The following is a 26,669-nucleotide window of genomic DNA, read 5'->3' as shown; positions in this document are numbered from 1 at the left end:
GTAGTCTTAAGTCATAAGTCCAGGAAAAGACTTTTGACTCAAGGCTTCAGGCTTAAAAAATCAATTCTTTTTAATAAAATCCACTATATCGGGCACCAATTCAGCTTTTAACGGTAAAGCGGGGTTCGCATAAGTCTCCATATTCGCATCTTTATCTGCCGGCGCTTCCTTCATAATATGGTTCATGCCTTTTATCGTGATCAGCGTAGCATCTGATTTTGCTTTCTTCAGCTTTTCGGCATCAGCAACGCTTACCTGTAGATCAGTTGTTCCCTGTATAATAAGCGTAGGTACTTTCATCATTTTTATAACCCGTAGCGGAGGGTATTTAAAGTATGACATCAAATATTTCTGCTTTGCAGTACTTACCAGGGGGTACATTGCCAGGTCGACATTGTCAAATGTCTTGCCTCTCTTCATGCTATCCAGTAGTGTCTTAAATTCATCTTGCAGATATTGGGGTTTTGACTTAAATTGTTCAGTCATCAATTTATCGCCCTGTTCGCTGGTGGCGTTGATAGAAATGATATCTTTAACCGGTTGGTCTCGTGCGGCAAGCATCGCAGCTAAGGCACCTTCGCCATGCCCCAGGATAACAATTTTTGAGAAGCGCTGATCGTCATTCAGTATGCCAATTAACCCAACAGCATCATCAACATAATCGTCAAATCGCAGGTCTTCCAGTTTGTTGGCTGTTTTGCTTTCTCCCACCATCCTTTTATCAAAACGCACCGAAGCAACACCATTTTTTGCCAGCCCTTCTGCCAATAATTTGTACATGTTGCCATTCAACCCGGTTTGCTCATTATTGCCATTCCGGTCGGTAGGGCCTGAGTCGGCAACGATAAGTACAACCGGAATTTTTGCTGAAATATTTTTAGGCATGGTCAGTGTGCCGTGTATATTTCCTGACAGATTTTTATAATTTACCGGAGTTTCGTCTGATGATTCGTTTTGCGCAAAGGCAGTTATTGTAAGTAGAACTGTAATTGACAGAAGTAAAATTTTCTTCATTTTATGGATGATCGGGAAACAAATATAATGTCTCGGGCGATATAAATTCAAACGCTCATATTTAATTCGGTTTGAGATGGTTAATGAAACCATATTTTGGGAAATATTTAACGGCGTAAATTATATTAGAAAGAACTTTTTTGTTGTTTGCATAAAGTTTTTTTTAAATAATAGTTTTACGTAACTGTATTATTAATTTACCGTTAAAAAACGGGGTCGCAATTTATCAGAATGCAATTTTTAGTTGCTATATTGTGCCGTATTTAAACCACAGATTATTGAATAAACCTTTACACGCCCTCAATTAATGAGAATTCTTACCGGATGCTTGTTTGCCATACTAGTTACATGTGCATGTGCCCTATCATATGCGCAAACGCCTTCCTCAGCGTTGGTTGGCAAAGTGTATTCGGATAAAGGGCTGGTTGATGAAGCGACGGTAGTATTATTGAATTATGGCGATTCATTAGTGGTAAAATCTACAATAAGCAATAAATCAGGTATATTTCTTTTCAGCAACATCAGTAAAGGAAAGTATTTGGTGTTTATAACCAAACTTAACTTTATTAAATCCTATTCGGGGCCGTACGAGGTTGAAGAAGGGAAAAGCAGGGATATCGGGTTTATCTCTATCAGGCAATCGCCCACTCAGTTGGGTGAAGTGGTTATAGCCGGCAGAAAAGATTTTGTTGAAGTAAGAAAAGACAAGAGCGTACTGAATGTGGAGCAGAACATTATGGCTTCAGGGGCCTCACTTTATGATATTCTGAATACATCACCAGGAGTAAAAATAGTTAACGATGAAGTGCTTTATCATGGCGGTCAAAGGGCGTTGATAGCAATAAATGGTAAACCAATATTACTTAGTGGCGAAGAACTCACCAATTTTCTGAAAAATTACCAGGGAAGCAGTATCAGTCAGATTGAGCTGATCGACAATGCAGGTGTCAAATATGGTTCAACCGGGGCTGGCGGGATGATCAATGTAATATTGAAGGAAAAGAAATCCCAGGGATCAAACGTATCGTTTACCGAAAGTGCAGCTTACGGCGATAAATACAAATTTAATTCGGGTGTCAACTATAATTTGCGTACCGAAAAGCTTAACCTTTTTGCATCATACAATTATTCGAATAACAGCATACCACACACTATCAGAACAAACAGATTTATTGATAATAACGGGCTGATAAATAATTTTTACCTTGATTATGATGCGGATGTTAAAACAAGCAACCACAACTTTAGTCTTGGTGCCGATTACGATCTTAGCCAGCGCCAAACTATTGGTTTCCTGGTAAATGGTTTTTATAACAATGCTGATATTGATAAAAGAAATACCACTTATATTTCAACCAATGGGGTACGCGACTCAAGTATCAAATCGCTGTCTATAATCAACAGGACTCTCAACAACATCAACTATAACCTGAATTATAAGATCGATCTGGATAAGGCTGGAAAAAGTGTCTTATCGGCTGACGCAGATTATTCAGATTATCGCCGCAAATCACTGGAAAATCTACGGAACGACTTTTTTAATGCAGCGGGTCAAAACGAGAATGATCCTATTTTTTACAGAGATAACTCCCCTTCACATATTACTATCAAATCGGCTAATATTGATTTTAGCCAGGCATTAGCAAAAAATACCCGTTTAGATTTAGGTGCTAAAAGCAGCCGGGTAAGCAATGATAACCAGATCGACTTTGACACGCAAAAAAATAGTCAGTATGTAGTAGATAGTACGAGAACGGACCATTTCGTTTACACAGAGAGAGTTGATGCTGCATATCTGGAGCTGGAAAGTAAATTGAGTAATAGTACAAATCTTACAATAAGCTTACGGGGAGAGCACACCCATTTTACGGCGGAATCTGTCAATCCGGCGAGGCACGCCGATAGCAGCTATTTTAGCCTGTTCCCGAATGCCCAGTTAAGTCAGCAGATAGATAAAAACAATTTGCTCACTTTATCGTATTCGCGCACAATCGGGCGTCCTAATTACCAGGATCTAAATCCTTTTATAAGCTATGTTGATCAGTTTTACTCTAGTACAGGCAATCCGTTTCTTCGCCCTGATTTCATAAACACATATCGGATATCTGATTTTATTGCAGATAAATACCGGGTAAGTTTGAGCGCGATCATTACCAATAATTACTATCAAACCATTTTTGACCAGGATAAGTTAACTGACCAATATGTTACCATAAAGGCTAATTTAGGAACCCGCTATCAATACATGATTGAATTCAATCTTCCGATTGATCTAACCCCCTGGTGGCACGTTGATGCTCAGATCGATGCGTCGCACGAGCGGTATGTTTACAAGAATTATAATGTAACGGACAAAAGCACCAATAATGCAAATATTAATATCGCCCAAAATTTTAAGCTGACATCAAAGTTAAGCGCCCAATTGGTGAATGATTATGAATCGCCTACTTATTTTGTTATTAGTCAGTACAAATACCTGGCGTGGACGAACGTTGGATTGCGGTATGCAATTTTAAATAATAAAGGTGCTATAAGGCTCGCAGTCAGTGATGTGTTTAACAGTTACTTTAATAAATACACTACAACCTTCAACGGGCTGGATATTTACTCGCGAGACAAAGTAGGATCAAGATTCGTTACGGCTACATTTACATATCACTTTGGTTCAAGCCCTGTAAGAGCGAAAACTAAAACTACTGAAGAACAAAAGAGGCTCAGCGGGAGTGCGGAGAATTAATAGGCACTTTTCTTAACCCGCATTGCCGCTAATCATGCTGGCGATGATGATTAACAATACGATGAGGGTGATAACAGTATAGAGATAGTCCTTCTCCATCAAAAACGCTACAGCTGAAAATGCAACCCGTATTACAGGAGTGGCAATCAGCAAAATAATTCCCAACTGAATAATTGCCTGACCTTTTAGCATAATAACGCCATTGAGAATTCCTCCGATATTTTGAACGAAAAAAGGGATGCCCTTAAATGTCTTGTAATCCGGCATACTGTAGCCATGCCGGTATACAAAGAATACACCGCCAATAAAAACAAGAATCATAGAAACAGCAACTCCTCCCCGTAATATCCAGCCAATAATTACTTGAATGTCTTTATCTTTAAGACTGGATTTGCCCTTTTGCTGATTTTCTTCAAGGGGAATAGGTGAGTTATATGTTTCCTTTGATTCCATTATAGATCATTTGGATTGACAATACAGTAACTACAATAGCAAAAACCCAGCGTAGCCACTTGGAAGATGACGTATGCACTAATATTTTAGAACCGCTGATTGCGCCCAATAGTACACCAATCACTACCGGCATGGCAATGCCCGGATGAATATAACCACGTTGCAAATAAACTACCGCACTTGCGGCTGCAGTGACACCGATCATGAAATTGCTGGTGGTAGTAGATACTTTAAACGGTATGCGCATAATGCCATCCATAGCAACAACCTTCAGCGCTCCCGAACCTACACCAAGCAAACCGGAAATAATACCTGCAAAAACCATCATAAAGAAGCCGCCTGCAATATTACTTACACCATACTCAATGGCACCACCGTTTGCGGGATAGTTACCTCCAAGTCGTAATTTTTTTGACAGGAATGTTTCTTTATGCACTATTTGTTCTGCCCGGTTACGGAGGGATATGACCGCTGAGAAAATGAGTATCAGCCCAAATAAAATAGCAATGAAGTGTGTAGGAACATAAATTGCCAACACAGCACCTGTAAAAGCCCCTGCAGTGGTTGCAATTTCCAAAAACATGCCCAGCCTGATATTGGTGATACCTTCTTTTACGTATGCAGCTGCTGATCCGGAGGAGGTAGCGATAACCGATACCAGCGAAGCGCCAATAGCATAATGGATATCAACCCTAAGCAGAAGTGTAAGTAGTGGAATAATTATAAAGCCTCCACCCAAACCTGTCAGCGAACCAAGCAGGCCTGCAAAATAAGAACCAAGCAATAGAATAACAGTAAATACTATTACCGACATGAGGAGACAGGATTAATGAGAGTTCAAATGTAACAATTGTTTTTCGGGGTCAGATATTTAGTAAAAAATATCCTGAATGGCCGGAACATACCGTAATTTGCATGTACATTACAAATACCTGCGTTATGGCATCAAAGAAAATAATCGACCTGCTGGGCGACCAGGCTAAAGACCTGCTTACCCACAAATGCAAAACATTTCCAAAAGAACAGCTGCATTTGCCTTCACCGCATTTCGTGGACAAAGTTTTTGCTCAAACCAACCGTAATCCGCAGGTTTTGCGCAACCTGCAGGCGATGTATGGGCATGGCCGCCTGGCAAATACAGGTTACCTTTCCATTTTCCCTGTCGACCAGGGGATAGAGCATACAGCCGGTGCATCTTTTGCGAAAGACCCGCTTTATTTCGATCCGGAAAACATCATCAAACTGGCTATCGAAGCAGATTGCAGTGCCGTAGCCACCACCTTTGGTAATTTGGCCATGATGTCGAGAAAATACGCTCATAAAATTCCTTTCCTGGTTAAATTAAATCATAATGAGCTATTGACTTACCCCACCAAATACAAACAGGTGATGTTCGGTACGGTGAAAGACGCCTGGAATTTGGGCGCTGCGGCCGTTGGCGCGACTATTTATTTTGGGTCTGAGGATTCGGACAGGCAGATAGTTGAAGTTGCCCAGGCTTTCGAAGAGGCACACTCAATGGGTATGGCTACCGTTTTATGGTGCTATACGCGTAATAATGCCTTCAAAAAAGACGGCGTGAATTATGAAACATCCGCCGATCTTACTGGTCAGGCCAATCACATTGGGGTTACGATCCAGGCAGATATTATTAAACAAAAAATGGCCGACGTGAACGGCGGTTTTACCGCCATCAATTTTTCAAAAAGTGACCCGCTGATGTATTCCAAATTAGCTACCGATCATCCGATAGATCTGTGCCGTTATCAACTGGCCAATTGCTATATGGGCAGGGCAGGGTTGATCAATTCAGGCGGTGAATCAAAAGGTGCATCAGACCTGGCCGATTCGGTAAAGCATGCCGTAGTGAATAAGCGCGCAGGAGGCACGGGATTGATCCTTGGTCGCAGGGCATTCCAGCGTCCGTTTAAAGAAGGGGTGGATTTTCTGCACACCATACAGGATGTTTATTTGGATAAGGAGATCGATATAGCTTAAAGCTTCATTTTTTGGTTACTTTTGGCAATTAAATACTCCACCTGTCAATGGGTTATCCAAGTTTACAAGCCTGCATTGCCGATCTCGAAAAAAATGGTCATTTAATACGTATTAAGGAAGAGGTAGACCCATATCTGCAAATGGCGGCCATCCATTTGCGGGTATTTGAACACCAGGGGCCGGCAATTCTTTTCGAAAATGTAAAAGGCAGCAAATTCCCTGCTGTTTCTAACCTATTCGGGACACTTGAGCGCTCCCGTTTTATTTTCAGGGATACACTGGAGCAGGTAAAGACATTGGTTGAGCTGAAGAATAATCCAATCAAAGCTATTAAGCACCCTTTTAAATATGCGCATGTTGGATTGACGGCATTGTCTGCTTTACCTATGAAGGTGAGCGGCAACTCGCCTGTTAGTTTTGGGAAAACACGGATAAGTGACTTGCCACAAATAGTAAACTGGCCTAAGGACGGCGGCCCGTTCATTACAATGCCACAGGTATATACCGAGGATGCCGATAAGCCCGGGATTATGGATGCCAACCTGGGTATGTACCGTATCCAATTGGCAGGGAACGATTATATTAACGATAAAGAGATAGGTTTACACTACCAGATACATCGCGGTATAGGCGTGCACCAAACCAAAGCAAATGCAAAAGGGCAGCCATTAAAGGTGAGCATTTTTGTCGGCGGACCGCCTTCGCATCCGGTAGCTGCAGTGATGCCTTTGCCAGAGGGTTTATCGGAAATGACCTTTGCTGGAGCATTGGGCAAGAGGCGCTTTCGCTATTTTTATGATGATGAAGGGTTTTGCATTTCGGCAGATGCTGATTTTGTGATCACTGGAACAGTTATGCCGCACGATAACAAACCCGAGGGGCCATTCGGCGATCATTTAGGATATTACAGTCTGACGCATCCATTTCCGCTGATGAAGGTGCATAATGTGTATCATCGCCGGGATGCCGTCTGGTCGTTTACGGTGGTTGGCCGGCCACCTCAGGAAGATACCAGCTTTGGAGCGCTGATCCATGAGATAACCGGGGCAGCTATTCCGAAAGAAATACCCGGGTTGCACGCAGTTAATGCGGTAGATGCTGCGGGCGTGCACCCTCTTTTGTTTGCCATTGGCAGCGAGCGATACACTCCCTATCTTAATGAACGTAAGCCACAGGAAATACTAACCATCGCAAACCAGATTTTAGGAAAGGGACAATTAAGTCTGGCTAAGTATCTGTTTATTGTCGCGAAAGAAGATGACCCTGATTTAAGCGTGAATGATATTGGCGGCTTCCTGAAACATGTGCTTCAACGGATTGATCTTATCCGCGATCTGCATTTTTATACCAAAACTACCATCGATACACTTGACTATAGTGGCAGCGGATTGAATTCTGGTAGTAAAGTTGCAGTGGCGGTAGCGGGAGGAATCAAAAGGGAATTGTGGAACGAGCCCCCTGCCGGATTTACTTTGCCGCGACCATTTGAGAAATTTAAAATGGTGATGCCGGGGGTACTCGCTATTGAAGTTCCTAAAAATATAAAAAACAGTGATCTGCCGATTGTTTTGGAAATTCTGGATGAACACTTGCGCGACCAGGATTTAAATAGTTTGCCATTGCTGGTATTATGCGACGACGCTGATTTTACCGCTCAAAGTATCAATAATTTTGTATGGGTAACCTTTACCCGCAGCAATCCTTCACACGACATTTATGGCATCGACAGTTTTACCGAGCATAAACACTGGGGCTGTAACGGCCCGCTGATCATTGACGCCCGTATTAAACCTCATCATGCACCTGTATTGGAAAAAGATCCGAACGTGGAAAAAACTATAGATAAAATGGGGGAGAAGGGTGGCGCTTTGTATGGGGTTATCTGAGATAGGCAGCGCTAAATAAGGTATTACACCGCTAGGAGCGGACTATACATCAATTGAACCCCAATCAAATTAACACAACCTACTTCAACTCATCCAACACCCTAAATATCTTCTCCTTAATTCCCCTGGATGAACCATTAAAATTATTCACCATTATAGAAAAGCAAAGCTCGCGACCGTTACGCGTTTGATAACCTGCATATGTGAGGACATTCAATATACTGCCGCTTTTCATTTTCATATTGTTATAAACCGGCAGACTCTCATAAAAATCCGGGTACCAATCAGTGCCTTTGGCCGATTTGAGGACAGTTGCCATCGTCATAGTAGTCACCCGGTCGCCGGGAGACAGGCCGCTGCCGTCTACAACATTTAACGAATTTGGATCGATGCCACGGGCTTTCCAGAAATCCTGCTCCACCTCTACGCCGTTATCGGTAGAAGGTTGTTTGCCCGACTTCCAGGCGATGGTTTTGAGCAATTGCTCTGCATACAGATTGATACTTTTCTGATTGAGCCAATAAATGATCTTGCTTAATTGCGGGGAAGCTATTGTAGTTAGATTTGTTGAGATTGCCGGTATAGGTTGACTGGCTGCATTTAAGGTCAATACTGATTCCGGTTCGCCAGTTATAGCAAAACCTAATCTCTTTAAAGTATCTGTTAAACGATACGCTGCATCGTATGCTGGATCTGGAACAGCTACGGATATGCTTTTCTTTTCCTGATCTTCAGCATAAGTGCCACGCAGGTACATCAGTTTTGTGCGGACGGGTAAATAAGCATAGGCATTGTCACCAGTACCCGAGGGCGCATTTAGGAGTTCGCTTTTATAGTTCAAATAAGGGGTGTTTGGTACGGTTCTAATTACACCTATCGGCGTATTTACCGGCCCCGTTTTTAATTTGATGTCGAATTGGTTTTCGCGCCAGCAAAGCCCTGAAGTGCCTGCGCCATAGTAGTTGCCCACATCCATCCATATCCAACCATTGGGAACGGATTGTGTTCCGAAAACAGAATCATCACCCACTACATGCCCATTGATCTTCTTAATACCAGCTTTCTGTATCGCGGCTACCAGTTGACTCAAAATATCATTTTCATGATGACCGCTGTATTGCCAGCTTCCTAAAGTAGGATCGCCCGCGCCTTTAATGATGAGATCGCCATTTAAGGTGCCATCGGTAGCAATATTTCCGCTGTAACCAAATTGGGTTTGGTATTGAAAATCCTTGCCGACAATATTAAAAGCTGTGATAGAGGTGATGACCTTCAGCGTCGACGCTGTAGCTAAACCCATATTCGGGTTAGCAGTAAAAACAGTTTCGCCTGTTTTGGCGTCGAGGACTGTTAGCGATATCGAAGCATATTTGCATTGACTATCGGCTTGCAAGCGGTTAAAAGCTGTCTGTAAGCGCGATTGCAGGGTTTGTGCACCTGCAATCCCTCCTATCAGCAGAATATTAGATATCAGTAATGCTTTGATCCTCATTAGTAGAATTCCTTTGAGCAATAAAATAAATTGGAATGCCTAGTAATACAATGCCCAATCCAAATAATGTATAGGATTGTTTATAAATAAGAAGTAAAACGCAAAAGGCAATACCCATTACTATGTATATAGCGGGTAAAACAGGATAACCGAATGCCTTATAGGGACGCTCAGCATCGGGCCTGGTTACTCTGAGCTTATAGATCCCAATTATAGTCAATACATAAAAAACTACTACTACAAATGATATCATGTCCAATAAGTCACCATACCTTCCACTCAGGCATAAAATGGAAGCTACCACCGCCTGTATCCACAACCCAAATTCCGGTACGGCGTATTTATTAAGCGTACCTGTTTGTTTGAAGAACAAGCCATCTTTTGCCATAGTATAATACACCCTTGCTCCGGCAAATATCAACCCGTTGTTACAGCCAAAGGTGGAGATCATGATCATGACAGCAATAACATAAGTCCCTCCGTTGCCAAATATCACATGCGATGCCGCAACCGCTACGCGGTCTTTTTCAGCAGTTGCTATATCATGTAAGGGTAGAACGGAAGTGTACATCACATTAGCAGCAACATAAATGAGGGTTACGATCATTGTACCAAAAAACAAGCTGAGCGCAACATCCCGTTTAGGATTTTTCATCTCCCCGGCAATAAAAGTAACGCTGTTCCATGAGTCGCTGCTGAAGATAGAACCTACCATTGATGCTGCTATAGCGCCAAATGCGGCGGCTGTGGTATATTCTACAAAAGAGCCATCAGTGTTTAGTTTATGTAATTGCCAGGCATCGCTCCAGTTCATGTGCCAGGTGCCTTTGCTTAACGAAACCAATCCGAAGATGATCAAACCAAATAAACTAAGCAGTTTGGTTAGTGTAAAAATGGTTTGAATGATCTTTCCGCTTTTTACACCACGCGTATTGATATAGGTAAGGATGATGATGATAAAAATTGATACAATTTGTGCCGCACTGATCTTCACGAAGCCGAGATTGAAAAAAATATGATCTTCGCTCACAGCTGGAACAAGGTATGCTGTAAACTTGGAGAAAGCAACCCCAACAGCCGCAATAGTTCCTGTCTGGATCACCGCGAAAAAACTCCATCCATATAAAAAGCCAATCAACTTGTTGTAGGCTTCTTTCAAATAAACATATTGTCCGCCAGCTTTAGGGAACATACCGCTCAGCTCACCGTAACTTAGGGCGGCAGTCAAGGTCATAAATCCTGTGATAAGCCAAACAGCGATGAGCCACCCGGCTGAGCCCACGTTGCGGGTAATATCGGCGCTTACAATAAATATCCCCGAGCCGATCATCGACCCTGCGACGAGCATGGTGCCGTCGAGCAGGCCAAGCTCATGTTTCATTTGTGATGGTTGCGTTTCCTTCATGAAGTCAGTTAAGTTGAAACCTCTAAGCTATTTAAAAATTTTATAATCGGGCTATGCATGGTAAAGAAATTAAATTTGCTATTTTGCCCTGTCCAATTATTTTTGCAGTCAATCACTCTAAAATACAATCAATTATAAACCAAATTTTTTAACATGGATTTTTTGTACAATAACCTAATTTACTTTATTCCAATCATGGGTTTTATCGGCATCCTGTTTATGCTGGGTAAATCATCATGGGTTACCAAACAGGACGCGGGCGATGGCGCAATGACCGAACTTTCAGGCCATATTGCCGATGGTGCGATGGCCTTCCTGAAAGCAGAGTGGAAAATTCTGAGCTACTTCGTAGCAGTTGCTGCCATATTGCTGGCCTGGTCCGGCACTACTGTTGCTACTTCGAGCCCGGTAATAGCTGTATCATTTATTTGCGGCGCATTTTTATCAGCATTTGCGGGTTTTATCGGTATGCGTATCGCTACCAAAGCAAATGTTCGCACTACACAGGCTGCACGTACCAGTTTGGCTCAAGCACTAAAAGTGTCGTTTACAGGTGGCACCGTGATGGGTTTAGGTGTTGCCGGTTTAGCCATTATCGGTTTAGGCTCTCTTTTTATTGTATTCTATACCGTGTATGTTAAAAATGTTGCCGGTAGCACGGTTAACGGTGAAGATATGGCAAGGGCACTGGATGTTTTAGCCGGATTTTCATTGGGGGCCGAATCTATCGCTTTGTTTGCACGTGTGGGCGGCGGTATTTATACTAAAGCGGCTGACGTAGGTGCCGACCTTGTAGGTAAGGTAGAGGCCGGTATTCCCGAGGATGATGTGCGTAACCCTGCAACCATTGCTGATAACGTTGGCGATAACGTGGGTGATGTTGCAGGTATGGGTGCCGACTTATTTGGCTCCTACGTGGCAACTATGTTGGCAACCATGGTACTTGGTCGAGAAGTGGCATCGCACGATAATTTCGGAGGTATCGCTCCGGTATTGTTGCCGATGGTTATCGCCGGTTTAGGTTTGATCTTCTCGATCGTAGGTGCAGCATTTGTTAAAATAAAAAATGAAACGGACAGCGTTCAAAAAGCATTGAATATTGGTAACTGGGCATCCATTATTTTAACTGCTATTGCTACCTATTTCGTAGTGCAATGGATGTTGCCAGCTGATGACCTACATATGATTCGTGACGAAGCGAGTGGTGTATTGAAGGAAGGTGCTTCTCATTTTACCCGAAATGGTGTTTATGGCGCCATTGTGGTTGGTTTGGTGGTAGGTACTTTGATGTCCATGATCACTGAATACTATACTGCAATGGGCAAACGCCCGGTGTTAGGTATCATTCGTCAGTCGTCAACAGGTCATGCCACCAATATTATAGGCGGCTTGGCTGTAGGTATGGAATCAACCGTGTTGCCGATTTTAGTATTGGCTGCCGGTATTTACGGATCATATTATTGCGCAGGTTTATATGGTGTATCGATAGCGGCAGCAGGCATGATGGCAACCACGGCCATGCAGTTATCTATCGATGCATTTGGGCCGATAGCAGATAATGCAGGTGGAATAGCCGAAATGAGCCGTCTGCCTGAAGAAGTTCGTCACCGCACAGATAACCTGGATGCTGTGGGCAACACTACTGCTGCCACTGGTAAAGGTTTCGCTATTGCATCAGCAGCCTTAACCTCACTGGCTTTATTTGCAGCCTTTGTAGGTGTAGCAGGCATTGAACATATTGATATTTACAAGGCGCCGGTGCTGGCCGGTTTATTTGTTGGCGGGATGATTCCATTTATTTTCTCGTCGCTGGCTATATCAGCGGTGGGGCGTGCAGCCATGGCAATGGTAGAAGAAGTTCGCCGCCAGTTCCGCGAAATACCCGGTATTATGGAGTATAAAGCACAGCCTGAGTACGAAAAATGCGTGGCCATTTCAACCAAAGCATCTATCCGCGAAATGGTAGCACCAGGTATGATAGCATTAATTACCCCGATCATTGTGGGCTTTACTTTCGGTCCTGAGGTTTTAGGCGGAATGCTGGCAGGTGTGACCGTTTCAGGAGTATTGATGGGTTTATTTCAGAGCAACGCAGGCGGTGCATGGGATAATGCTAAAAAGTCATTCGAAAAAGGTGTAGAGATCAACGGTGAAATGTTTTATAAAAAATCGGAACCGCATAAGGCATCAGTAACCGGTGATACTGTAGGTGATCCGTTCAAAGATACCTCGGGCCCGTCAATGAATATTTTGATCAAACTGATGTCTATCGTTTCATTGGTAATTGCGCCGCATTTAAATGCTAATGTTCAAAAATCAGCAAGCATTGATCATCAGGTTAAAAAGGAGATCAGGGTGCAGTCAATGCATGTTAATGCCTTTAAAGTAGACAAAAAAGGTTAATCAGATATAATTTTTTGATAAAAGGAGCTCAAAACAGGGCTCCTTTTTTGTTTGGTTTTACACAATAATTGAAAAAATATGCCGATCTCCCTCAGTTTTATGCCTACTTTAGATTTTCAATAAATTTAAGTACGTTTGAAAAAAACTGATTTTATCTCAATAAAACAAAACTGATCTTATAATGGGTTTATTTGTAAAAAAATCTCTTGAACAACTGATGGCCACTCCTGAGGAGGGGCACGGCAGTCTGAAACGCACGCTTGGCGCAGGCAGCCTGATCGCTCTTGGTATTGGAGCCATTATTGGTGCCGGTCTTTTCGTGAGGACCGCAGCTGCAGCCGGAGCGCATGCCGGGTCTGCCGTTACTATTTCATTTATCATTGCAGCTGTTGGCTGTGCTTTTGCAGGACTTTGTTATGCAGAGTTTGCATCTATTATCCCAATTGCCGGTAGTGCGTACACCTATGCTTATGCTACGATGGGCGAAATTGTTGCCTGGATAATCGGCTGGGCTTTGGTACTTGAATATGCACTGGGTGCCGCTACAGTATCTATAAGTTGGAGTGAATATGCGAACAAACTGCTCGGAGGGCGAATACCGTTCGAATGGTGCCATTCTCCTCTGGAAAAGGCAATTGATGCGGCCGGAGTAACCCACCAGGGCGTAATCAATCTTCCTGCACTATTTATATTATTTTTGCTTTCGGCATTATTGATAAAAGGTACGCAGGAATCAGCTACTGTTAACGCGATCATCGTATTTGTAAAGGTGGCTATCGTATTAGTGTTTATCGCAATAGGTTGGCAGTACATTAATCCTGCTCACCACACACCTTATTTAATCCCTGCTAATGCTCCTAACGCGACATTACCGGATGGCACATCCTATTCGTACGCGCCGTTCTTTAATCACGGATGGGGAGGAGTACTTACCGGGGCAGGCATTGTATTCTTTGCCTTTATCGGGTTCGATGCGGTTTCTACTGCAGCCCAGGAAGCTAAAAATCCAAAACGTGATATGCCGATCGGTATTCTAGGTTCGTTAGTGGTTTGTACTGTTCTGTATATCCTGTTCTCGTGGGTATTAACAGGCGTTGCACCATACCAGGATTTTATGCATGCTGGTAAAGAAGCATCAGTAGCTTATGCAATAAGCACTTATATGCATGGATTCGGCTGGTTATCAACTTTAGTAACCATTGCAATATTAGCCGGTTTCTCATCAGTCATCCTGGTAATGTTATTAGGGCAGTCAAGGGTGTTCTATACCATGTCAACAGATGGTTTGTTGCCAAAAGTATTTTCCGATCTGCATCCTAAATTCCGTACACCTTACAAGAGCAACATGATATTATTTATTTTTGTTGGCCTGTTTGCAGCCTTTTTACCTGAAAGCATCGCGGGAGACCTGACTTCAATAGGTACTTTGTTCGCATTTGTGCTGGTATGTATCGGGGTAATGCTGCTCAGAAAAACAAACCCTACTATGGTAAGGCCATTTAAAACACCTTTGGTTCCGCTGGTTCCTATATTGGGTATTATTATTTGTTTGGCGATGATCATTAGCTTGCCGTTATCTACACAGTTGAGTGCCCTGGCATGGCTGGTAATTGGTCTGATCATCTATTTCAGCTACGGCACAAAAAACAGTAAATTGGGCAGCGCAGGCGATTCATTGCCCATTGCTTCAGATTTCGAAAAGTTAAAGTAAAGTATTACTATAAAATAGTAAGGCCTCCCTATTCTGGGGAGGCCTTTTTGCGTTTAAAGAACTTGCTGCTGAACGCTCAGCATCCCAATTGATAAAGTTTAGGCGTTCTGTAAAGCAAATGTTATAGTTGTAACAGCACCAAGCCCTGGTCCGTCACTGCTGATATTAAATGTTCCCTCGTGGCTTTCTACTATCGACCGGCAATTGTATAAGCCAAGCCCGGTGCCTTTCTTTTTGGTAGTAAATCCACGTTCGAAGAAATGTTCGCTCGTCTTTTCATCAAACCCCTGGCCATTGTCAGCGATCTTCAATAGAATATATTCACCGGTTGATTCCATTGCAACTGAGATCCACTTAGTGTCGCGTTCCATATCGATCGCTTCCAAACTATTTTTAATTACATTCAGCATTACCTGCATTAGTTTGGTATGATCACCTTTGATCACGTAATTACCAGGTTTTATGTTGACGTTGAATTTTACCCCCTTCTTATCGAAGGAGGCAAAAAGCATCGACCTGCAATCATCAATAATACCCCCCAGGTTTACCGGTTTTCGCTCATGTGTGCCATTATGATTACGCACCGATTGGCGCTGTATATTCAGTATTTCCTGTATGTGTGAAACGATGTTTAATAATTCACCAATAGCTGTACTTACTTCCTTCTGATTATCGCCTTGGGCTTTAGCAATGCCTTCAGTAATCGACACCAGAGCGGCTGCCTTATCAGCGCCAATAGCTGTTCCGATAGCTGCCTGCTGTGTTTTAAGGAAAGTACCCAGGTTGCGTATACTTTCCAGGTTATTGCTTTCCGCCACCCGGTTAATTCTTGTCAGATAAGAGCCGAAACCTACCAGGGCATTTCCAATATCATGCAAAACCTCTGATGCGATCTCGAATTTACCTTGTGCAATAGCTTTCTCCAGTTCCTGCTCCTGTTGAAGCAGAAGTTGGCTATTCAATATTTTTAATTCTTCAGATTGCGCTGCCAGCTCCTGATTAAGTTTATTAAGGGCTTCTTCGGCACGCTTTCGTTCGGTGATGTTGTGCCCCAGTCCCAGTATACGGATGATATTGCCATGTTCGTCATAAACCGGAACTTTAGAGGTTGACAACCAAAACTTTTCACCCTTGTCGTTGTAAAGAAATTCCTCCCGGTTTACTAATGGCTCACCGGTACGTAAAACCTCCATATCGTCCTTGTATCCGCGCAAACCTATACTGTTGGGAAACAATTCCAGGTCCGTTTTGCCAATCACATCAGCTTCGCACCTGGCGCCGATAGTAGCCACATCGGCTCTGTTGGCTATGATTTTTCGCCCTTCAGCATCTTTCACGTAAATAGTATCAGGCAGATTGTCTATTAGTGTGCGCAGCAATATACGGTCACGCTGAATCTCTTCCTGCGCTTGCTTCTGCTCGGTTATGTCTACATGGGTGCCAATGATACTTACAGTTCCTTTATTGTCATCGGCCTTCAATAGGCCCCCTCTTGAATATATCCAAACCCATTTGCCATCAGCGTGAAGCATACGGAATTCGCATTCATACATACCGGTTGGATTCTCCAGGTATTCGGTAAATTTCCGCATCGCATCGGCGCGGTCTTCGGGATGAAGCAGGTTGGTCCATGCTTCATTTAAACTCATTCTGTAATCGTTAATATCCCTTCCCAGCATAGAGAAGTAGATATCATTACAGTCAACCGTTCCGGTAGCAGGAAAATATTCCCAGGCACCGGTTTTCGACATGATAAGTAATTGCCGGTATTGTTTGGTGGTTTCCTTACGAGCAGATAGTTGCTGACTGTCTTTCGTCGACTTTTTATTTAAAACGGTACTTGACATTAGCGAACTTATAGTGGCAACGCGATAGTGAAGATAGCACCGTTATTATTGCTGACGCCGATTTTTCCGCCATGCGCCGCTATATATTGCTTAACAATAGCCAAACCTAAACCAGTTCCGCAGCGTTTATTTTTGGTCACAAATGGTTCAAACAAGGTGCTCAATATGTCTTTTGGGATGCCGGGGCCATTATCGCAGATCACCAGCATCAGATGCTTGTTCTCAACCCAGCCGGAAATATGTATAGTAGGTTCAGTTACCTTATGATCATGCAAAACATCGGCAGCATTGTTAACCAGGTTGCTGATCACTCTTCTTAATTTGCTTTCATCTCCGGGAATAAACTGTCCGTCAGGCAAATAAGAATGAATGGTGATGTTTGACCATCCCTCGTGACTTTTAGCCAGCTCGATGGCTTCATTTACAACCTTATTCAGGTCAACGGGCATTTTTTGTACGGGTATCTCTTTCAAAAAGTCAAGGAAGTCTTCAAATATATTAGACGCCTGTTCCGCTGATTGGTCGATCATATCGATCAGTTCATTGCCGTCACTTTCCTGACGCATCATATCTGTCATAAACTTGATGTTTTTGATAGGTGTGCGCAGATCGTGCATTACCATACCAATCACCTGACCTACCGCAGATAGCTTCTCCTTGCGGATCAGTTTTTCATTCAATTCAGCATTACGAATGGCCTGTGCAGCGTTTTGTACAAATAGCTTTAACAGATACATTTTTTCTGTTTTCAGCTTCTCCTCCTTTTGTAGCAGCGTAAACACGTAATAGTTTTCAAGGCGTGCCAGCACCATCTCGTCTAACTGCACTACCTCATCCTTTTCAATGCCTGAGTTTTTAACTCTTTCGGCTAACTGGTCCACATCTACTCTCTCTTCAATAGCTCCTATAGAAAGTATCTTTTCGTAGTTAAGTTCTTTATCCAACTTCCCTATCAACGCCATATCGCTATCCAGCGAACCGGCAAGCTGCTCCAATATGTTTTTTAGTAAAGAATTAAGTTGATTTTTACTTAAACCTATCGATGAAATTGACTCGATCAATTTTTCCAGGTTACGAAGTTTGTTATAGTCGGTTACAGCTTTTGTTGCAAGCTGAATGATCTCTTCAGGGGCATAGGGCTTGCAATGATAACCCACGTTTTGCCCGGCCTGCTCTACGATCTCGTCAATAGAGCGGTCGCTGTAGGCGGTAACAAAAATGATTTCTGCTTTGGCATCATATTTCCTGATTTCAACAGCTGTTTCCAGACCATTCCATCCGGGCATGCGCATATCTAAAAAGATCACAGCATAAGGGTTGCCGGCTTCAATCGCTTTTTTGACTTTTTTAACACCTTCCATACCGTTCGATGCTTTGTCGACGGTAAAGGCGGGAATACATTTGGTACGGGTGAGCAACAAAGGCTTGGGGCTGCCAAATAAGATATCAAAGGCACTGTCGATATTGCTTTGCTCTTCCGACTTGCCATGAGGCATCAAAATGTCCTCGATATTATCACGCACCATCTCCTCGTCGTCAATCACCAGCACGGATGTATTTACTTCATTCATAAATTTGTAATGGGTTTTATTTCAGTGCTTTTACGATTTTGATAGTAATTGGTTGCGGGGTTTGATTATATTATAATAATATTATTTAAATATTAGAAGTGTCAAAACAACACGTTAAATAATATTATTAATGGATTGTAAATCATGTTATTCTTTTTATCACATTTACATAATTGCTATTTTTATTTGTGTGTCCGTTCACAGTACTTAATTAGAGGCTTATGCACCCTTTTGTTTTGAAAGAGATCATATCGGTTACGATGATCCTGTTTGCTATCATCGATATACTGGGGGCCATCCCGGTGATCATTGAATTGCGTCAGAAAGCGGGTCATATACAGTCAGAAAAAGCGTCTGTTGCGGTGTTGATATTGATGATCGGCTTCTTATTTGCAGGTAATGAACTGCTCGACCTGATCGGATTGGATATACAATCCTTCGCGATTGCCGGATCGCTGGTGATATTTTTTATAGCGATGGAAATGATACTCGGCATCAAGTTCTTTAAGGAAGAAATGCCCGAAACCATATCCATTGTTCCGCTGGCTTTCCCGCTTATTGCAGGTGCCGGTACCATGACCACTTTGCTATCACTCAAATCGCAATATCAAACACAAAATATTGTGGTAGCCATCGTACTAAATACAATGTTTGTATACCTGGTACTGAAGAATGTAAAATGGCTCGAACATCTGCTGGGTAAGACAGGGTTAAACATTCTTCGCAAAGCATTTGGGGTGATATTATTGGCTATTGCAATTAAATTGTTTAGGAGCAATACGCACTTGTAGATGTGCAGTTGCGAGGATATACGAATGTGCAAATGATTATTCAGTCAGAGACAATGCGAAAATCTGCACATCCACACATCATCTCACCAGCCTCGCCACAAACATCGTATCCGCTTTGCTTTCGTAGCCTTTTAATATAATTTGCTGTTCAAGCTTTAAGCCAACTTCCTTTGCCAGGAAATCAACATTAGCTTCGTTTTCTGCCTTAAATGCCGAGCAGGTGATATAAATAAGCGGCTTCCCTGGTTTAAGATATTTCACCACGTTGCGGGCAATGTTTTGCTGCAGCTTTTGAAAAAAGCTGATCTTTTGCGACTCAAACTGGCTGATCATTTCAGGCGTACGCCCCCAGGTGCCGGAGCCACTGCACGGGGCATCGAGGATAATACCGTCGAACTCATAGTTGTACAGTTCAGGATCAACGTTTTGGGTAAGGTCTAATATCTTCTTTTGGTATTTGATCAATCCTGCCTGTTGAAAGCGCTCATCAAGATTGGCCAGGATTGATTCGCGTATGTCCGATACAACGAGTTTCAGATGGGGTTCCAACTCATGCAGCAATAAGCTTTTGCCACCTGAAGCGGCACAAGCATCCCACCAGGCATCCCATTTTTCAGGTTTAAAGTAATTGGCTGTTCGCTGCGACGATAAGTCCTGCACCTCAAAAAAGTTCTGCTGCGGGAAAAGTGTCTCCAGGCGGGTTCCGTTAGGTAATGAAAAGCAGCCATTGCCTTCATCTTTAAAGGTAATACTCTCCTTGGTCAGCACCGATTTTACATTCTGCTCAAAACCTTTTCGTACGCGGATAAAGAGATCAGGCTGAACAAAAAAGGATTTCAGGAAAGCTTGTTTATCAATCCCTTCCGAAAGTTCTGCCGACCAGGGGAAAACATCGGTCAACTTAAAATCAGGATAAGCGGTTTTGACCAGTTTCAGCTTCTCATCAATATCAAAGCCTATGCAAAGTGCCCATTCGGGTTTAAAATGCTGAAGAAAGGAGTTTATCTGCGTGTTACACAGAAATTCGGCTACAATGAGCCGATCTTCGGTAGGTGTGTTATAAAGAGCCTTTCCCAAACGGAAATAGTTATACATCAAACGGTTGGCCACACGCCGGTCGTTTGATCCCATTTGCTTATTCTGACGATAGAAGCCAGGCAAAAACTTACTTAGGGGCGTTTCGGCAGGGTAGCTACCCAATATTCGCTGAAACGTTTTAAGCTGGTTCAATGCCTTCATTCTACCTTTTTTAACTCAAAATTATTGTATTGGAGCACATTTACGTGGGTGTTGATCCAGCCGAGCCCCGGTTTTTTGATAAATCTATACTTATTCAGCAATCCGGAAAAATCTTTTTTGTCAAGTTTTTTCAGGTCATCCGGATTTTCCCCCAATAATGCGCCAAAATACATGCCCTCGTCGAAACCCATCATGGCATAATGCGTGGGCTCGGCGCGGTAAGCCCTACGGTAATTGCGGATGAAAACCAGTATTTGGGGCGACTTATAATCGACTCTATCAGTAGTAGTGATATGCGTTTTTAAACGTTGCAGCAGATCAGGTTTAAGATAGGCGAACTTAGTCCAGCTTGGATGCCCGAATAAAGTAACCGGATATCTTTTTGCAAGTGAATCTAACGAGTGTAACGTAACCATCAGGAACTGCTGATTGGTGGATGGAACCACAAATACATTCTCCTCCGTGGTTGATAGTTGCGGCACCAATTCATCCAGTCTGCCCCGGACAATGGTCGGTGCAATGATTTTGGTTTTACGCTTGCTAGTGCTATCTATCCCCTTTTTGAAAGGAGTAATATACTTATTGTCATCACTATAACCCGATTTCAGGATAAAGACCTTTTTCGGCTTGTAATGCTCATTGATATATTCTGCTGCCGACCATGCATGATATTCCAGCGGTGTAGCCACTGTTACCAAAAACTGGTCTTTAACAGTCGATGGGGCAGCGGGAGAAAGCGGTGAGACAGTGGGTATCACTTTTCCTGACCCCGCGAGTACATTGGTAAAGGCCTGCAAATCGTCAGGAAATACCGGACCTACTACAAGGTCACTCGTGCGGATGGCTGGCACTGTAGCTAAGTTACTTGCTGTTGCAGGTACGTCTTTGGTATCATACACTTGTAGCTTATAGTTGTATCCCTTTGCGGTAAGCGAGTCTAAAGCCAGCTTAAATCCCTGGTAATAATCCAATGAAAGATTAGCGCGGCTCAAAGTAGCGGGCGTGTATTGAGCACCTGCGTTCAGATCGTCCAAAGTAAAGGGCAGCAGCATAGATATTGTGGATATCCTTGTCGATACTGGTTTTTCCGAGGCTCTTTCAGCTTCTTTCTTTGCTTCAGGCGTACTGATTTTTGCAGGTGCAGAAACGGTTCGCACCTTTGGCGAGCATGCCGCCAATACAACAATACCTCCTAAAAGTAACCACTTATTCCCACTCAATAGTAGCCGGTGGTTTCGAACTAATGTCATATACTACCCGGTTGATACCTTTTACGTTGTTAATGATCTCGTTGGAGATCTTGGCCAGCAGATCGTATGGAAGATGACACCAGTCGGCCGTCATGCCGTCTAATGATTCCACCGCGCGAAGGCACACTACGTTTTCGTAAGTACGCTCATCGCCCATAACACCTACTGACTGCACCGGCAAAAATATGGTGCCTGCCTGCCAAACCTTATCGTAAACACCGGCCGAGCGCAAATTGTTGATATAAATTGCATCAGCCTCCTGTAATATTTGTACTTTTTGAGGGGTGACCTCACCTAATATCCTGATAGCCAGACCGGGACCTGGGAATGGGTGGCGGCCTAAAATATTCTGATCAATGCCTAAAGCCTTACCTACCTTGCGAACTTCATCTTTAAATAAGGTATTTAGTGGCTCAACTACCTTTAGCTTCATAAAATCAGGTAAGCCGCCTACATTATGATGTGATTTGATAGTAGCCGACGGCCCTTTTACAGATACCGACTCGATCACATCGGGATAAATGGTACCCTGACCAAGCCATTTCACATCCTGCACCTGGTGCGCTTCGTCATCAAATACTTCGATGAACACACGGCCAATAGCCTTACGCTTTTTCTCGGGGTCAGTTAACCCTGCAAGGGCATCGTAAAAACGTTGTTTGGCATCAACGCCTTTCACGTTCAAACCCATGTGTTTATATGAATCTAATACCGACTCAAACTCATCTTTGCGGAGCAGACCGTTATCAACAAAAATGCAATAGAGGTTTTTGCCGATAGCGTGGTGCAATAATACTGCAGCAACAGATGAATCGACGCCCCCTGAAAGGCCCAGGACTACTTTATCATTGCCTAATTTTTCTTTCAGTGAAGCGACAGTAGTCTCGACGAACGAATCCGGTGTCCAATCCTGGGCACAGCCGCAAATGTCGACCAGAAAGTTTTGCAGCAATTGCTTGCCGTCAATGCTGTGGGTTACTTCTGGGTGAAATTGTATACCGTAGGTTTGGGTATCTTTTATATGGTATGCAGCCACCTTTACAGTTTCGGTGCTGGCAATAATTTCGAAATCATTAGCTATGCGGGCAATAGTGTCGGCGTGAGACATCCAAACCTGCGATCCTTCAGGCACCTGTTTAAATAACGGGTGTCCTTTTTCAATATATTGAAGGTTAGCCCGGCCATATTCACGTGTGCTGGATGGCAATACCTCGCCACCATTGAAATGAGCGATATATTGCGCACCATAGCAAACACCTAATATTGGCATTGTTTTGTGATGCTTTGAAAATTCAAAATGCGGGGCATCTTCCTGGCGAACTGAATAGGGGCTGCCTGAAAGTATAATGCCTTTTACTGAACTGTCGATTTCGGGAATGTGATTGAACGGGTGGATCTCACAATAGATATTGAGCTCCCTGACACGGCGCGCTATTAATTGGGTAAATTGGGAGCCGAAGTCAAGAATGAGGATTTTTTCTTGCATGGGCAAAGATAGGGTTTAGATGTGAGATTTGAGATATGAGATTTGAGATTCTTGATTGGATGCGCGGGAATAACATGACGTAATTCAGCATGACCTTTTCAATTGGGAACAACGCCATGATGGGGTACTGTTTAATGCCTTAAGTTTTTTTAAATTTTACATAGCTGTTGAAATTAAACTTTATGCAATTTTCGTATGTCTATAAAAAGACTAACAGAAAATAAATATTTTAGGAGCCATGTCATTAACCACCCGTTTAGCCACTTTTGAGGATATAGATGAATTGCAGCAGTTGATTGCTTTGTCGGCTCGCGGGCTAAGCGATGGTTATTATTCCATCGCGCAAACTGAGGGCGCTATCAAGTATGTTTTTGGGGTCGATAGCCGGCTGATACAGGACGGCACCTATTATTTGGTCGAATCAAAACAGTGTATCGTAGCTTGTGGGGGATGGAGTATGCGGAGCACACTTTTTGGCGGCGATCAGCATAAAGATGATGCAGATCCGCTGCTGAACCCGGCAACAGATGCTGCGCGAATACGGGCTTTTTTTGTTCATCCCGACTGGGCCCGTCAGGGGATTGGCCGTATGCTGATTACCGTATGTGAAAAAGCAGCATATCAGTATGGCTTTACCAGGATGGAGATTGGCTCAACGTTGCCAGGTGTTCCGCTTTATCAGGCCATGGGATATCATCAATCTAAAAAAATAAATGTGCCATTGCCAGGAGGGGAGCATTTATTGGTGGTGAATATGAAAAAGGATTTAAACTTTTAGCGTAGTTAATGTCCAATGGATTTTAGCCCCTTCATTCTCAATATGAAAACTTTAACTTTTTTAACACTGATACTGGTGTTTATGTCGGCAGATACCTCCGCGCAGCAAAAAAACGAAAGCATGATTGTCGATCATATGCGCCGTGAATTCATCACTTACCTTCCCCCGGGAATCAACAATACAAATAAACCACCCGTTATTATTTCATTGCACGGAAGATTAGGCACAGCCAGCGGCCAGCTTAAATTTGCCGATTTCAGACCACTTGCTGATCGTGACAAGTTTATTATCGTTTGTCCACAAGGTATTGAACGCAGCTGGAACGATGGCCGAGGGACACCTGCTAACTCAAGAGGGGTAAACGATGTTAAATTTATTGATGAATTGATCACTTATATCATTAATACGTATCATGCCGATCCGTCGCGGATTTACATAACAGGCATGTCGAACGGTGGGTTTATGTCATCCCGCCTTGCCTGTGAGCTTAATAATCGTATTGCGGCAGTCGCAATTGTCGCAGCATCAATGGATCAGGATATGGGATATCAACCAACCCAACCCATGACGGTAATGTATATCCAGGGAACCAAGGACCCCTTAGTGCCATTTGCCGGTGGAAAAATGAAGGGTGCAGGTGGCGTTATTTACAGTCACGAAGACATGCTTAAAAAATGGGCCGCAGTTGATCACTGTGACAGCAAACCGGTGATTACTAATTTACCTGTAATGGTAAACGATGGTACCAGCGTTGTGAAGGAAGAATACACCAATAGTTATGGACTAAAAGTGATCGGCTTTACTATCGTGGATGGGGGACATATCTGGCCGGGAGGGACACAATATCTGCCTAAATTTATGATAGGCTCGCTTTCTAAAAACCTCAACGCCTGCGACGAGATATGGAAGTTTTTTAAGGAGAACAAGCTTAGCGTAAACTAAGCTGGCTCTCTTTAATTTGAGACCGAGCGTGTTACCTCAACGGGAACAAGAAACCGAAGTTAATGCTTGAACGCTCGTTTTGTAAAGTATCGCCGTCTTTAAAGACATTTGTAAACCCGCCCTGCCCATCTAGCTCTATAAAGAATTTGGCCCGATTGGATATAGGAAATTTTACACCGATACCAGCATCAAAACCTACATCGGTAGTATTGAATGCCTGTTTTACATCTACGCCGCTATTAGATGATTCAGAGGCGCTTAGTAAAATACCCACATAAGGGCCAAAATGAAGGTACCAGTTCCGTGTTCTGCCAAAATGCCAATTGGCCATCACCGGAATAGTTAAATAATTAAGGTGAAAATCAACGTCATCGATTTCAGTACCGTCGTTAAAGGTGAGATAGCCGTTACCAAAACCTTTTTGGTCGTAATTTACCTTACCTTTAATACTCCAACGGTCGGAAAAGTAATGTTCTGCAGAAAATCCGATGTTCAATCCGCTGACATAATCGCTGTGATCATAACCTCCGGAATAAGTAACATTGGCAGCATTATAACCAATATTAAGGCCGAATTCATCAGAAGTTCTGATTTGAGCAAATGCAACAGAGCAAATTGCAGGAATGATAAATAATGTGGTCAAGAGTTTTTTCATAGACAAATTGTTTTTAGGATTAAGTACAAATTTACGATTTACTATAGTAAAAAATATATTGTTAGTTTACGTGATGTTATATTAGCAAGTTTCGGGTTTTATGAGAGCGGGCTCCAGGGTAATTTTGTTGTGTTAATAATTAAAAAAAATGGAGACACAGGAAACGATCAATTATCAGCGCATTGCTGACGCGATCAAATATATCAGGTTGAATTTTAAAGATCAACCCAACCTCGACGATGTAGCAGAAAAGGTCAACATGAGCCCTTTTCATTTTCAAAGGATGTTTACCGACTGGGCAGGTATCAGTCCAAAGAAGTTTTTGCAATACCTGACTGTAGAGTATGCAAAAGGAATTCTTAAAGAAAAACAGGCTACACTCTTTGATGCGGCTTTTCAAACCGGCCTGTCAGGAACAGGGCGCTTGCACGATTTATTTGTGAATATTGAAGGTATGACACCTGCAGAATATAAGCATGGGGGCAGGATGCTTACCATTAATTACAGTTTTGCAGAGAGCCCTTTCGGAGATATTTTAGTAGCCTCGACAGCAAAAGGTATATGTTACTTAGCTTTTGCCGACGATAAACAGGCTGCATTTGCAGAATTGCAGGCACAATTCCCTAATGCTGCCTATCACCAGGTGGTCGATATGATACAGCAGAACGCATTGTTCATATTTAAAAAGGACTGGGCAAAGCTTTCAACCGTAAAACTTCACTTAAAGGGAACGCCGTTCCAGCTTAAAGTTTGGGAAGCCTTACTCCGGATCCCGATGGGAGGGTTACACACCTACGGATCGGTGGCCCAAAATATTCATTCGCCAAATGCCAGCAGGGCGGTGGGGAGCGCTATAGGCGATAACCCGGTAGCTTTTCTGATCCCCTGCCACCGTGTAATTAGATCGACAGGTGAATTCGGTGACTATCATTGGGGCTCAACCCGAAAATCGGCTATCATCGGCTGGGAAGCGGCACGGGTAAATGCTATAGCTGTTTAAACCTTCTAAAC

The 26,669-nt window shown here is 43.0% G+C and carries 20 protein-coding genes; 9 read left to right on the top strand and 11 right to left on the bottom strand.

From position 1 onward, the window contains the following. Window positions 1-60: 60 nt before the first annotated feature. Window positions 61-1,014 (bottom strand): alpha/beta hydrolase, encoded by a 954-nt coding sequence (locus Q3A68_RS01920; protein ID WP_302899319.1) that lies wholly within the window; start codon window positions 1,012-1,014, stop codon window positions 61-63. Between the two features lie 307 nt (window positions 1,015-1,321). On the opposite strand from Q3A68_RS01920, the gene Q3A68_RS01915 reads away from it, so the two are divergent. Beyond that, entirely contained in the window at window positions 1,322-3,751 is a 2,430-nt protein-coding gene (locus Q3A68_RS01915) for a TonB-dependent receptor domain-containing protein (protein WP_302899318.1), read from the top strand. A 12-nt stretch (window positions 3,752-3,763) separates the two neighbouring features. Here Q3A68_RS01915 and Q3A68_RS01910 read toward each other — a convergent pair whose 3' ends face one another. Together Q3A68_RS01910 and Q3A68_RS01905 are read right to left on the bottom strand one after the other, a co-directional pair. After that, window positions 3,764-4,204 (bottom strand): DUF1634 domain-containing protein, encoded by a 441-nt coding sequence (locus tag Q3A68_RS01910; RefSeq protein ID WP_302899317.1) that lies wholly within the window; start codon window positions 4,202-4,204, stop codon window positions 3,764-3,766. Then, the gene (locus Q3A68_RS01905; protein ID WP_302899316.1) at window positions 4,182-5,018 is read right to left on the bottom strand and encodes a sulfite exporter TauE/SafE family protein; all 837 of its coding nucleotides are present in this window, start codon (window positions 5,016-5,018) and stop codon (window positions 4,182-4,184) included. Before Q3A68_RS01905 ends, Q3A68_RS01910 begins: the two co-directional genes overlap by 23 nt. 125 nt (window positions 5,019-5,143) lie before the next feature. On the opposite strand from Q3A68_RS01905, the gene Q3A68_RS01900 reads away from it, so the two are divergent. Beyond that, window positions 5,144-6,202: a class I fructose-bisphosphate aldolase gene (locus Q3A68_RS01900; RefSeq protein ID WP_302899315.1), complete on the top strand. Its 1,059-nt coding sequence runs from the start codon at window positions 5,144-5,146 to the stop codon at window positions 6,200-6,202. A 47-nt stretch (window positions 6,203-6,249) separates the two neighbouring features. Beyond that, complete coding sequence (locus Q3A68_RS01895; protein WP_302899314.1) at window positions 6,250-8,088, top strand: UbiD family decarboxylase; 1,839 nt, start codon at window positions 6,250-6,252, stop codon at window positions 8,086-8,088. 79 nt (window positions 8,089-8,167) lie between these two features. Here the strand turns inward: Q3A68_RS01895 and dacB are convergent, their stop codons facing one another. Both dacB and Q3A68_RS01885 read right to left on the bottom strand, forming a co-directional pair. After that, complete coding sequence (gene dacB / locus Q3A68_RS01890; RefSeq protein WP_302899313.1) at window positions 8,168-9,580, bottom strand: D-alanyl-D-alanine carboxypeptidase/D-alanyl-D-alanine endopeptidase; 1,413 nt, start codon at window positions 9,578-9,580, stop codon at window positions 8,168-8,170. After that, a complete protein-coding gene (locus Q3A68_RS01885; protein ID WP_302899312.1) occupies window positions 9,552-10,985 on the bottom strand; it encodes an APC family permease in 1,434 nt (477 codons plus the stop codon). The genes dacB and Q3A68_RS01885 overlap by 29 nt, the downstream gene beginning before the upstream one ends. 153 nt (window positions 10,986-11,138) lie before the next feature. Here Q3A68_RS01885 and Q3A68_RS01880 point away from each other — a divergent pair, with 153 nt between their 5' ends. Both Q3A68_RS01880 and Q3A68_RS01875 read left to right on the top strand, forming a co-directional pair. Beyond that, the gene (locus Q3A68_RS01880; RefSeq protein WP_302899311.1) at window positions 11,139-13,388 is read left to right on the top strand and encodes a sodium-translocating pyrophosphatase; all 2,250 of its coding nucleotides are present in this window, start codon (window positions 11,139-11,141) and stop codon (window positions 13,386-13,388) included. 181 nt (window positions 13,389-13,569) lie between these two features. Next, entirely contained in the window at window positions 13,570-15,099 is a 1,530-nt protein-coding gene (locus tag Q3A68_RS01875; protein ID WP_302899310.1) for an amino acid permease, read from the top strand. Window positions 15,100-15,197: 98 nt separating this feature from the next. Here the strand turns inward: Q3A68_RS01875 and Q3A68_RS01870 are convergent, their stop codons facing one another. Then, window positions 15,198-16,946 carry a PAS domain-containing sensor histidine kinase gene (locus Q3A68_RS01870; protein WP_302899309.1) on the bottom strand — a complete coding sequence of 583 codons (1,749 nt, stop codon included), beginning with the start codon at window positions 16,944-16,946 and terminating at the stop codon, window positions 15,198-15,200. Window positions 16,947-16,954: 8 nt separating this feature from the next. Next, window positions 16,955-18,517, bottom strand: a complete 1,563-nt coding sequence (locus Q3A68_RS01865) for an ATP-binding protein (RefSeq protein WP_302899308.1) — start codon at window positions 18,515-18,517, stop codon at window positions 16,955-16,957. A 221-nt stretch (window positions 18,518-18,738) separates the two neighbouring features. Here Q3A68_RS01865 and Q3A68_RS01860 point away from each other — a divergent pair, with 221 nt between their 5' ends. Continuing rightward, a complete protein-coding gene (locus Q3A68_RS01860; RefSeq protein ID WP_302899307.1) occupies window positions 18,739-19,308 on the top strand; it encodes a MarC family protein in 570 nt (189 codons plus the stop codon). 78 nt (window positions 19,309-19,386) lie between these two features. On the opposite strand, the gene Q3A68_RS01855 is transcribed toward Q3A68_RS01860, so the two are convergent. The 3 genes from Q3A68_RS01855 to guaA are packed head-to-tail and all read right to left on the bottom strand — an operon-like array spanning window position 19,387 to window position 23,283. Then, the gene (locus tag Q3A68_RS01855) at window positions 19,387-20,547 is read right to left on the bottom strand and encodes an RsmB/NOP family class I SAM-dependent RNA methyltransferase (RefSeq protein ID WP_302899306.1); all 1,161 of its coding nucleotides are present in this window, start codon (window positions 20,545-20,547) and stop codon (window positions 19,387-19,389) included. Next, complete coding sequence (locus tag Q3A68_RS01850) at window positions 20,544-21,797, bottom strand: ABC transporter substrate-binding protein (protein ID WP_302899305.1); 1,254 nt, start codon at window positions 21,795-21,797, stop codon at window positions 20,544-20,546. The genes Q3A68_RS01855 and Q3A68_RS01850 overlap by 4 nt, the downstream gene beginning before the upstream one ends. Then, entirely contained in the window at window positions 21,754-23,283 is a 1,530-nt protein-coding gene (gene guaA / locus Q3A68_RS01845; protein ID WP_302899304.1) for a glutamine-hydrolyzing GMP synthase, read from the bottom strand. Before guaA ends, Q3A68_RS01850 begins: the two co-directional genes overlap by 44 nt. 238 nt (window positions 23,284-23,521) lie before the next feature. On the opposite strand from guaA, the gene Q3A68_RS01840 reads away from it, so the two are divergent. Both Q3A68_RS01840 and Q3A68_RS01835 read left to right on the top strand, forming a co-directional pair. Continuing rightward, window positions 23,522-24,061: a GNAT family N-acetyltransferase gene (locus Q3A68_RS01840; protein ID WP_302899303.1), complete on the top strand. Its 540-nt coding sequence runs from the start codon at window positions 23,522-23,524 to the stop codon at window positions 24,059-24,061. Between the two features lie 42 nt (window positions 24,062-24,103). Beyond that, window positions 24,104-25,003 carry an extracellular catalytic domain type 1 short-chain-length polyhydroxyalkanoate depolymerase gene (locus Q3A68_RS01835; protein ID WP_302899302.1) on the top strand — a complete coding sequence of 300 codons (900 nt, stop codon included), beginning with the start codon at window positions 24,104-24,106 and terminating at the stop codon, window positions 25,001-25,003. Between the two features lie 31 nt (window positions 25,004-25,034). On the opposite strand, the gene Q3A68_RS01830 is transcribed toward Q3A68_RS01835, so the two are convergent. Next, window positions 25,035-25,658: a porin family protein gene (locus tag Q3A68_RS01830; protein WP_302899301.1), complete on the bottom strand. Its 624-nt coding sequence runs from the start codon at window positions 25,656-25,658 to the stop codon at window positions 25,035-25,037. Between the two features lie 148 nt (window positions 25,659-25,806). On the opposite strand from Q3A68_RS01830, the gene Q3A68_RS01825 reads away from it, so the two are divergent. Further along, window positions 25,807-26,658 (top strand): methylated-DNA--[protein]-cysteine S-methyltransferase, encoded by an 852-nt coding sequence (locus tag Q3A68_RS01825; RefSeq protein WP_302899300.1) that lies wholly within the window; start codon window positions 25,807-25,809, stop codon window positions 26,656-26,658. Window positions 26,659-26,669 lie beyond the last annotated feature (11 nt).

The organism is Mucilaginibacter tolerans, from assembly GCF_030519375.1.
In the GTDB taxonomy this organism is placed as follows: Bacteria; Bacteroidota; Bacteroidia; order Sphingobacteriales; family Sphingobacteriaceae; genus Mucilaginibacter.
Note: the sequence above shows the minus strand (reverse complement) of the source record. Positions and strands in the feature narration are given on the sequence as shown.

Bases quoted from the DNA above. Each gene is read 5' to 3' on its own strand.
- Q3A68_RS01840 (WP_302899303.1), top strand. From the start codon at position 23,522: ATGTCATTAACCACCCGTTTAGCCACTTTTGAGGATATAGATGAATTG.
- Q3A68_RS01880 (WP_302899311.1), top strand. From the start codon at position 11,139: ATGGATTTTTTGTACAATAACCTAATTTACTTTATTCCAATCATGGGT.
- Q3A68_RS01825 (WP_302899300.1), top strand. From the start codon at position 25,807: ATGGAGACACAGGAAACGATCAATTATCAGCGCATTGCTGACGCGATC.
- guaA (WP_302899304.1), bottom strand. From the start codon at position 23,283: ATGCAAGAAAAAATCCTCATTCTTGACTTCGGCTCCCAATTTACCCAA.
- Q3A68_RS01915 (WP_302899318.1), top strand. From the start codon at position 1,322: ATGAGAATTCTTACCGGATGCTTGTTTGCCATACTAGTTACATGTGCA.
- Q3A68_RS01900 (WP_302899315.1), top strand. From the start codon at position 5,144: ATGGCATCAAAGAAAATAATCGACCTGCTGGGCGACCAGGCTAAAGAC.
- Q3A68_RS01850 (WP_302899305.1), bottom strand. From the start codon at position 21,797: ATGACATTAGTTCGAAACCACCGGCTACTATTGAGTGGGAATAAGTGG.
- Q3A68_RS01895 (WP_302899314.1), top strand. From the start codon at position 6,250: ATGGGTTATCCAAGTTTACAAGCCTGCATTGCCGATCTCGAAAAAAAT.
- Q3A68_RS01920 (WP_302899319.1), bottom strand. From the start codon at position 1,014: ATGAAGAAAATTTTACTTCTGTCAATTACAGTTCTACTTACAATAACT.
- Q3A68_RS01870 (WP_302899309.1), bottom strand. From the start codon at position 16,946: ATGTCAAGTACCGTTTTAAATAAAAAGTCGACGAAAGACAGTCAGCAA.
- Q3A68_RS01865 (WP_302899308.1), bottom strand. From the start codon at position 18,517: ATGAATGAAGTAAATACATCCGTGCTGGTGATTGACGACGAGGAGATG.
- Q3A68_RS01910 (WP_302899317.1), bottom strand. From the start codon at position 4,204: ATGGAATCAAAGGAAACATATAACTCACCTATTCCCCTTGAAGAAAAT.
- Q3A68_RS01835 (WP_302899302.1), top strand. From the start codon at position 24,104: ATGAAAACTTTAACTTTTTTAACACTGATACTGGTGTTTATGTCGGCA.
- Q3A68_RS01855 (WP_302899306.1), bottom strand. From the start codon at position 20,547: ATGAAGGCATTGAACCAGCTTAAAACGTTTCAGCGAATATTGGGTAGC.
- Q3A68_RS01885 (WP_302899312.1), bottom strand. From the start codon at position 10,985: ATGAAGGAAACGCAACCATCACAAATGAAACATGAGCTTGGCCTGCTC.
- Q3A68_RS01875 (WP_302899310.1), top strand. From the start codon at position 13,570: ATGGGTTTATTTGTAAAAAAATCTCTTGAACAACTGATGGCCACTCCT.
- Q3A68_RS01860 (WP_302899307.1), top strand. From the start codon at position 18,739: ATGCACCCTTTTGTTTTGAAAGAGATCATATCGGTTACGATGATCCTG.
- Q3A68_RS01830 (WP_302899301.1), bottom strand. From the start codon at position 25,658: ATGAAAAAACTCTTGACCACATTATTTATCATTCCTGCAATTTGCTCT.
- dacB (WP_302899313.1), bottom strand. From the start codon at position 9,580: ATGAGGATCAAAGCATTACTGATATCTAATATTCTGCTGATAGGAGGG.
- Q3A68_RS01905 (WP_302899316.1), bottom strand. From the start codon at position 5,018: ATGTCGGTAATAGTATTTACTGTTATTCTATTGCTTGGTTCTTATTTT.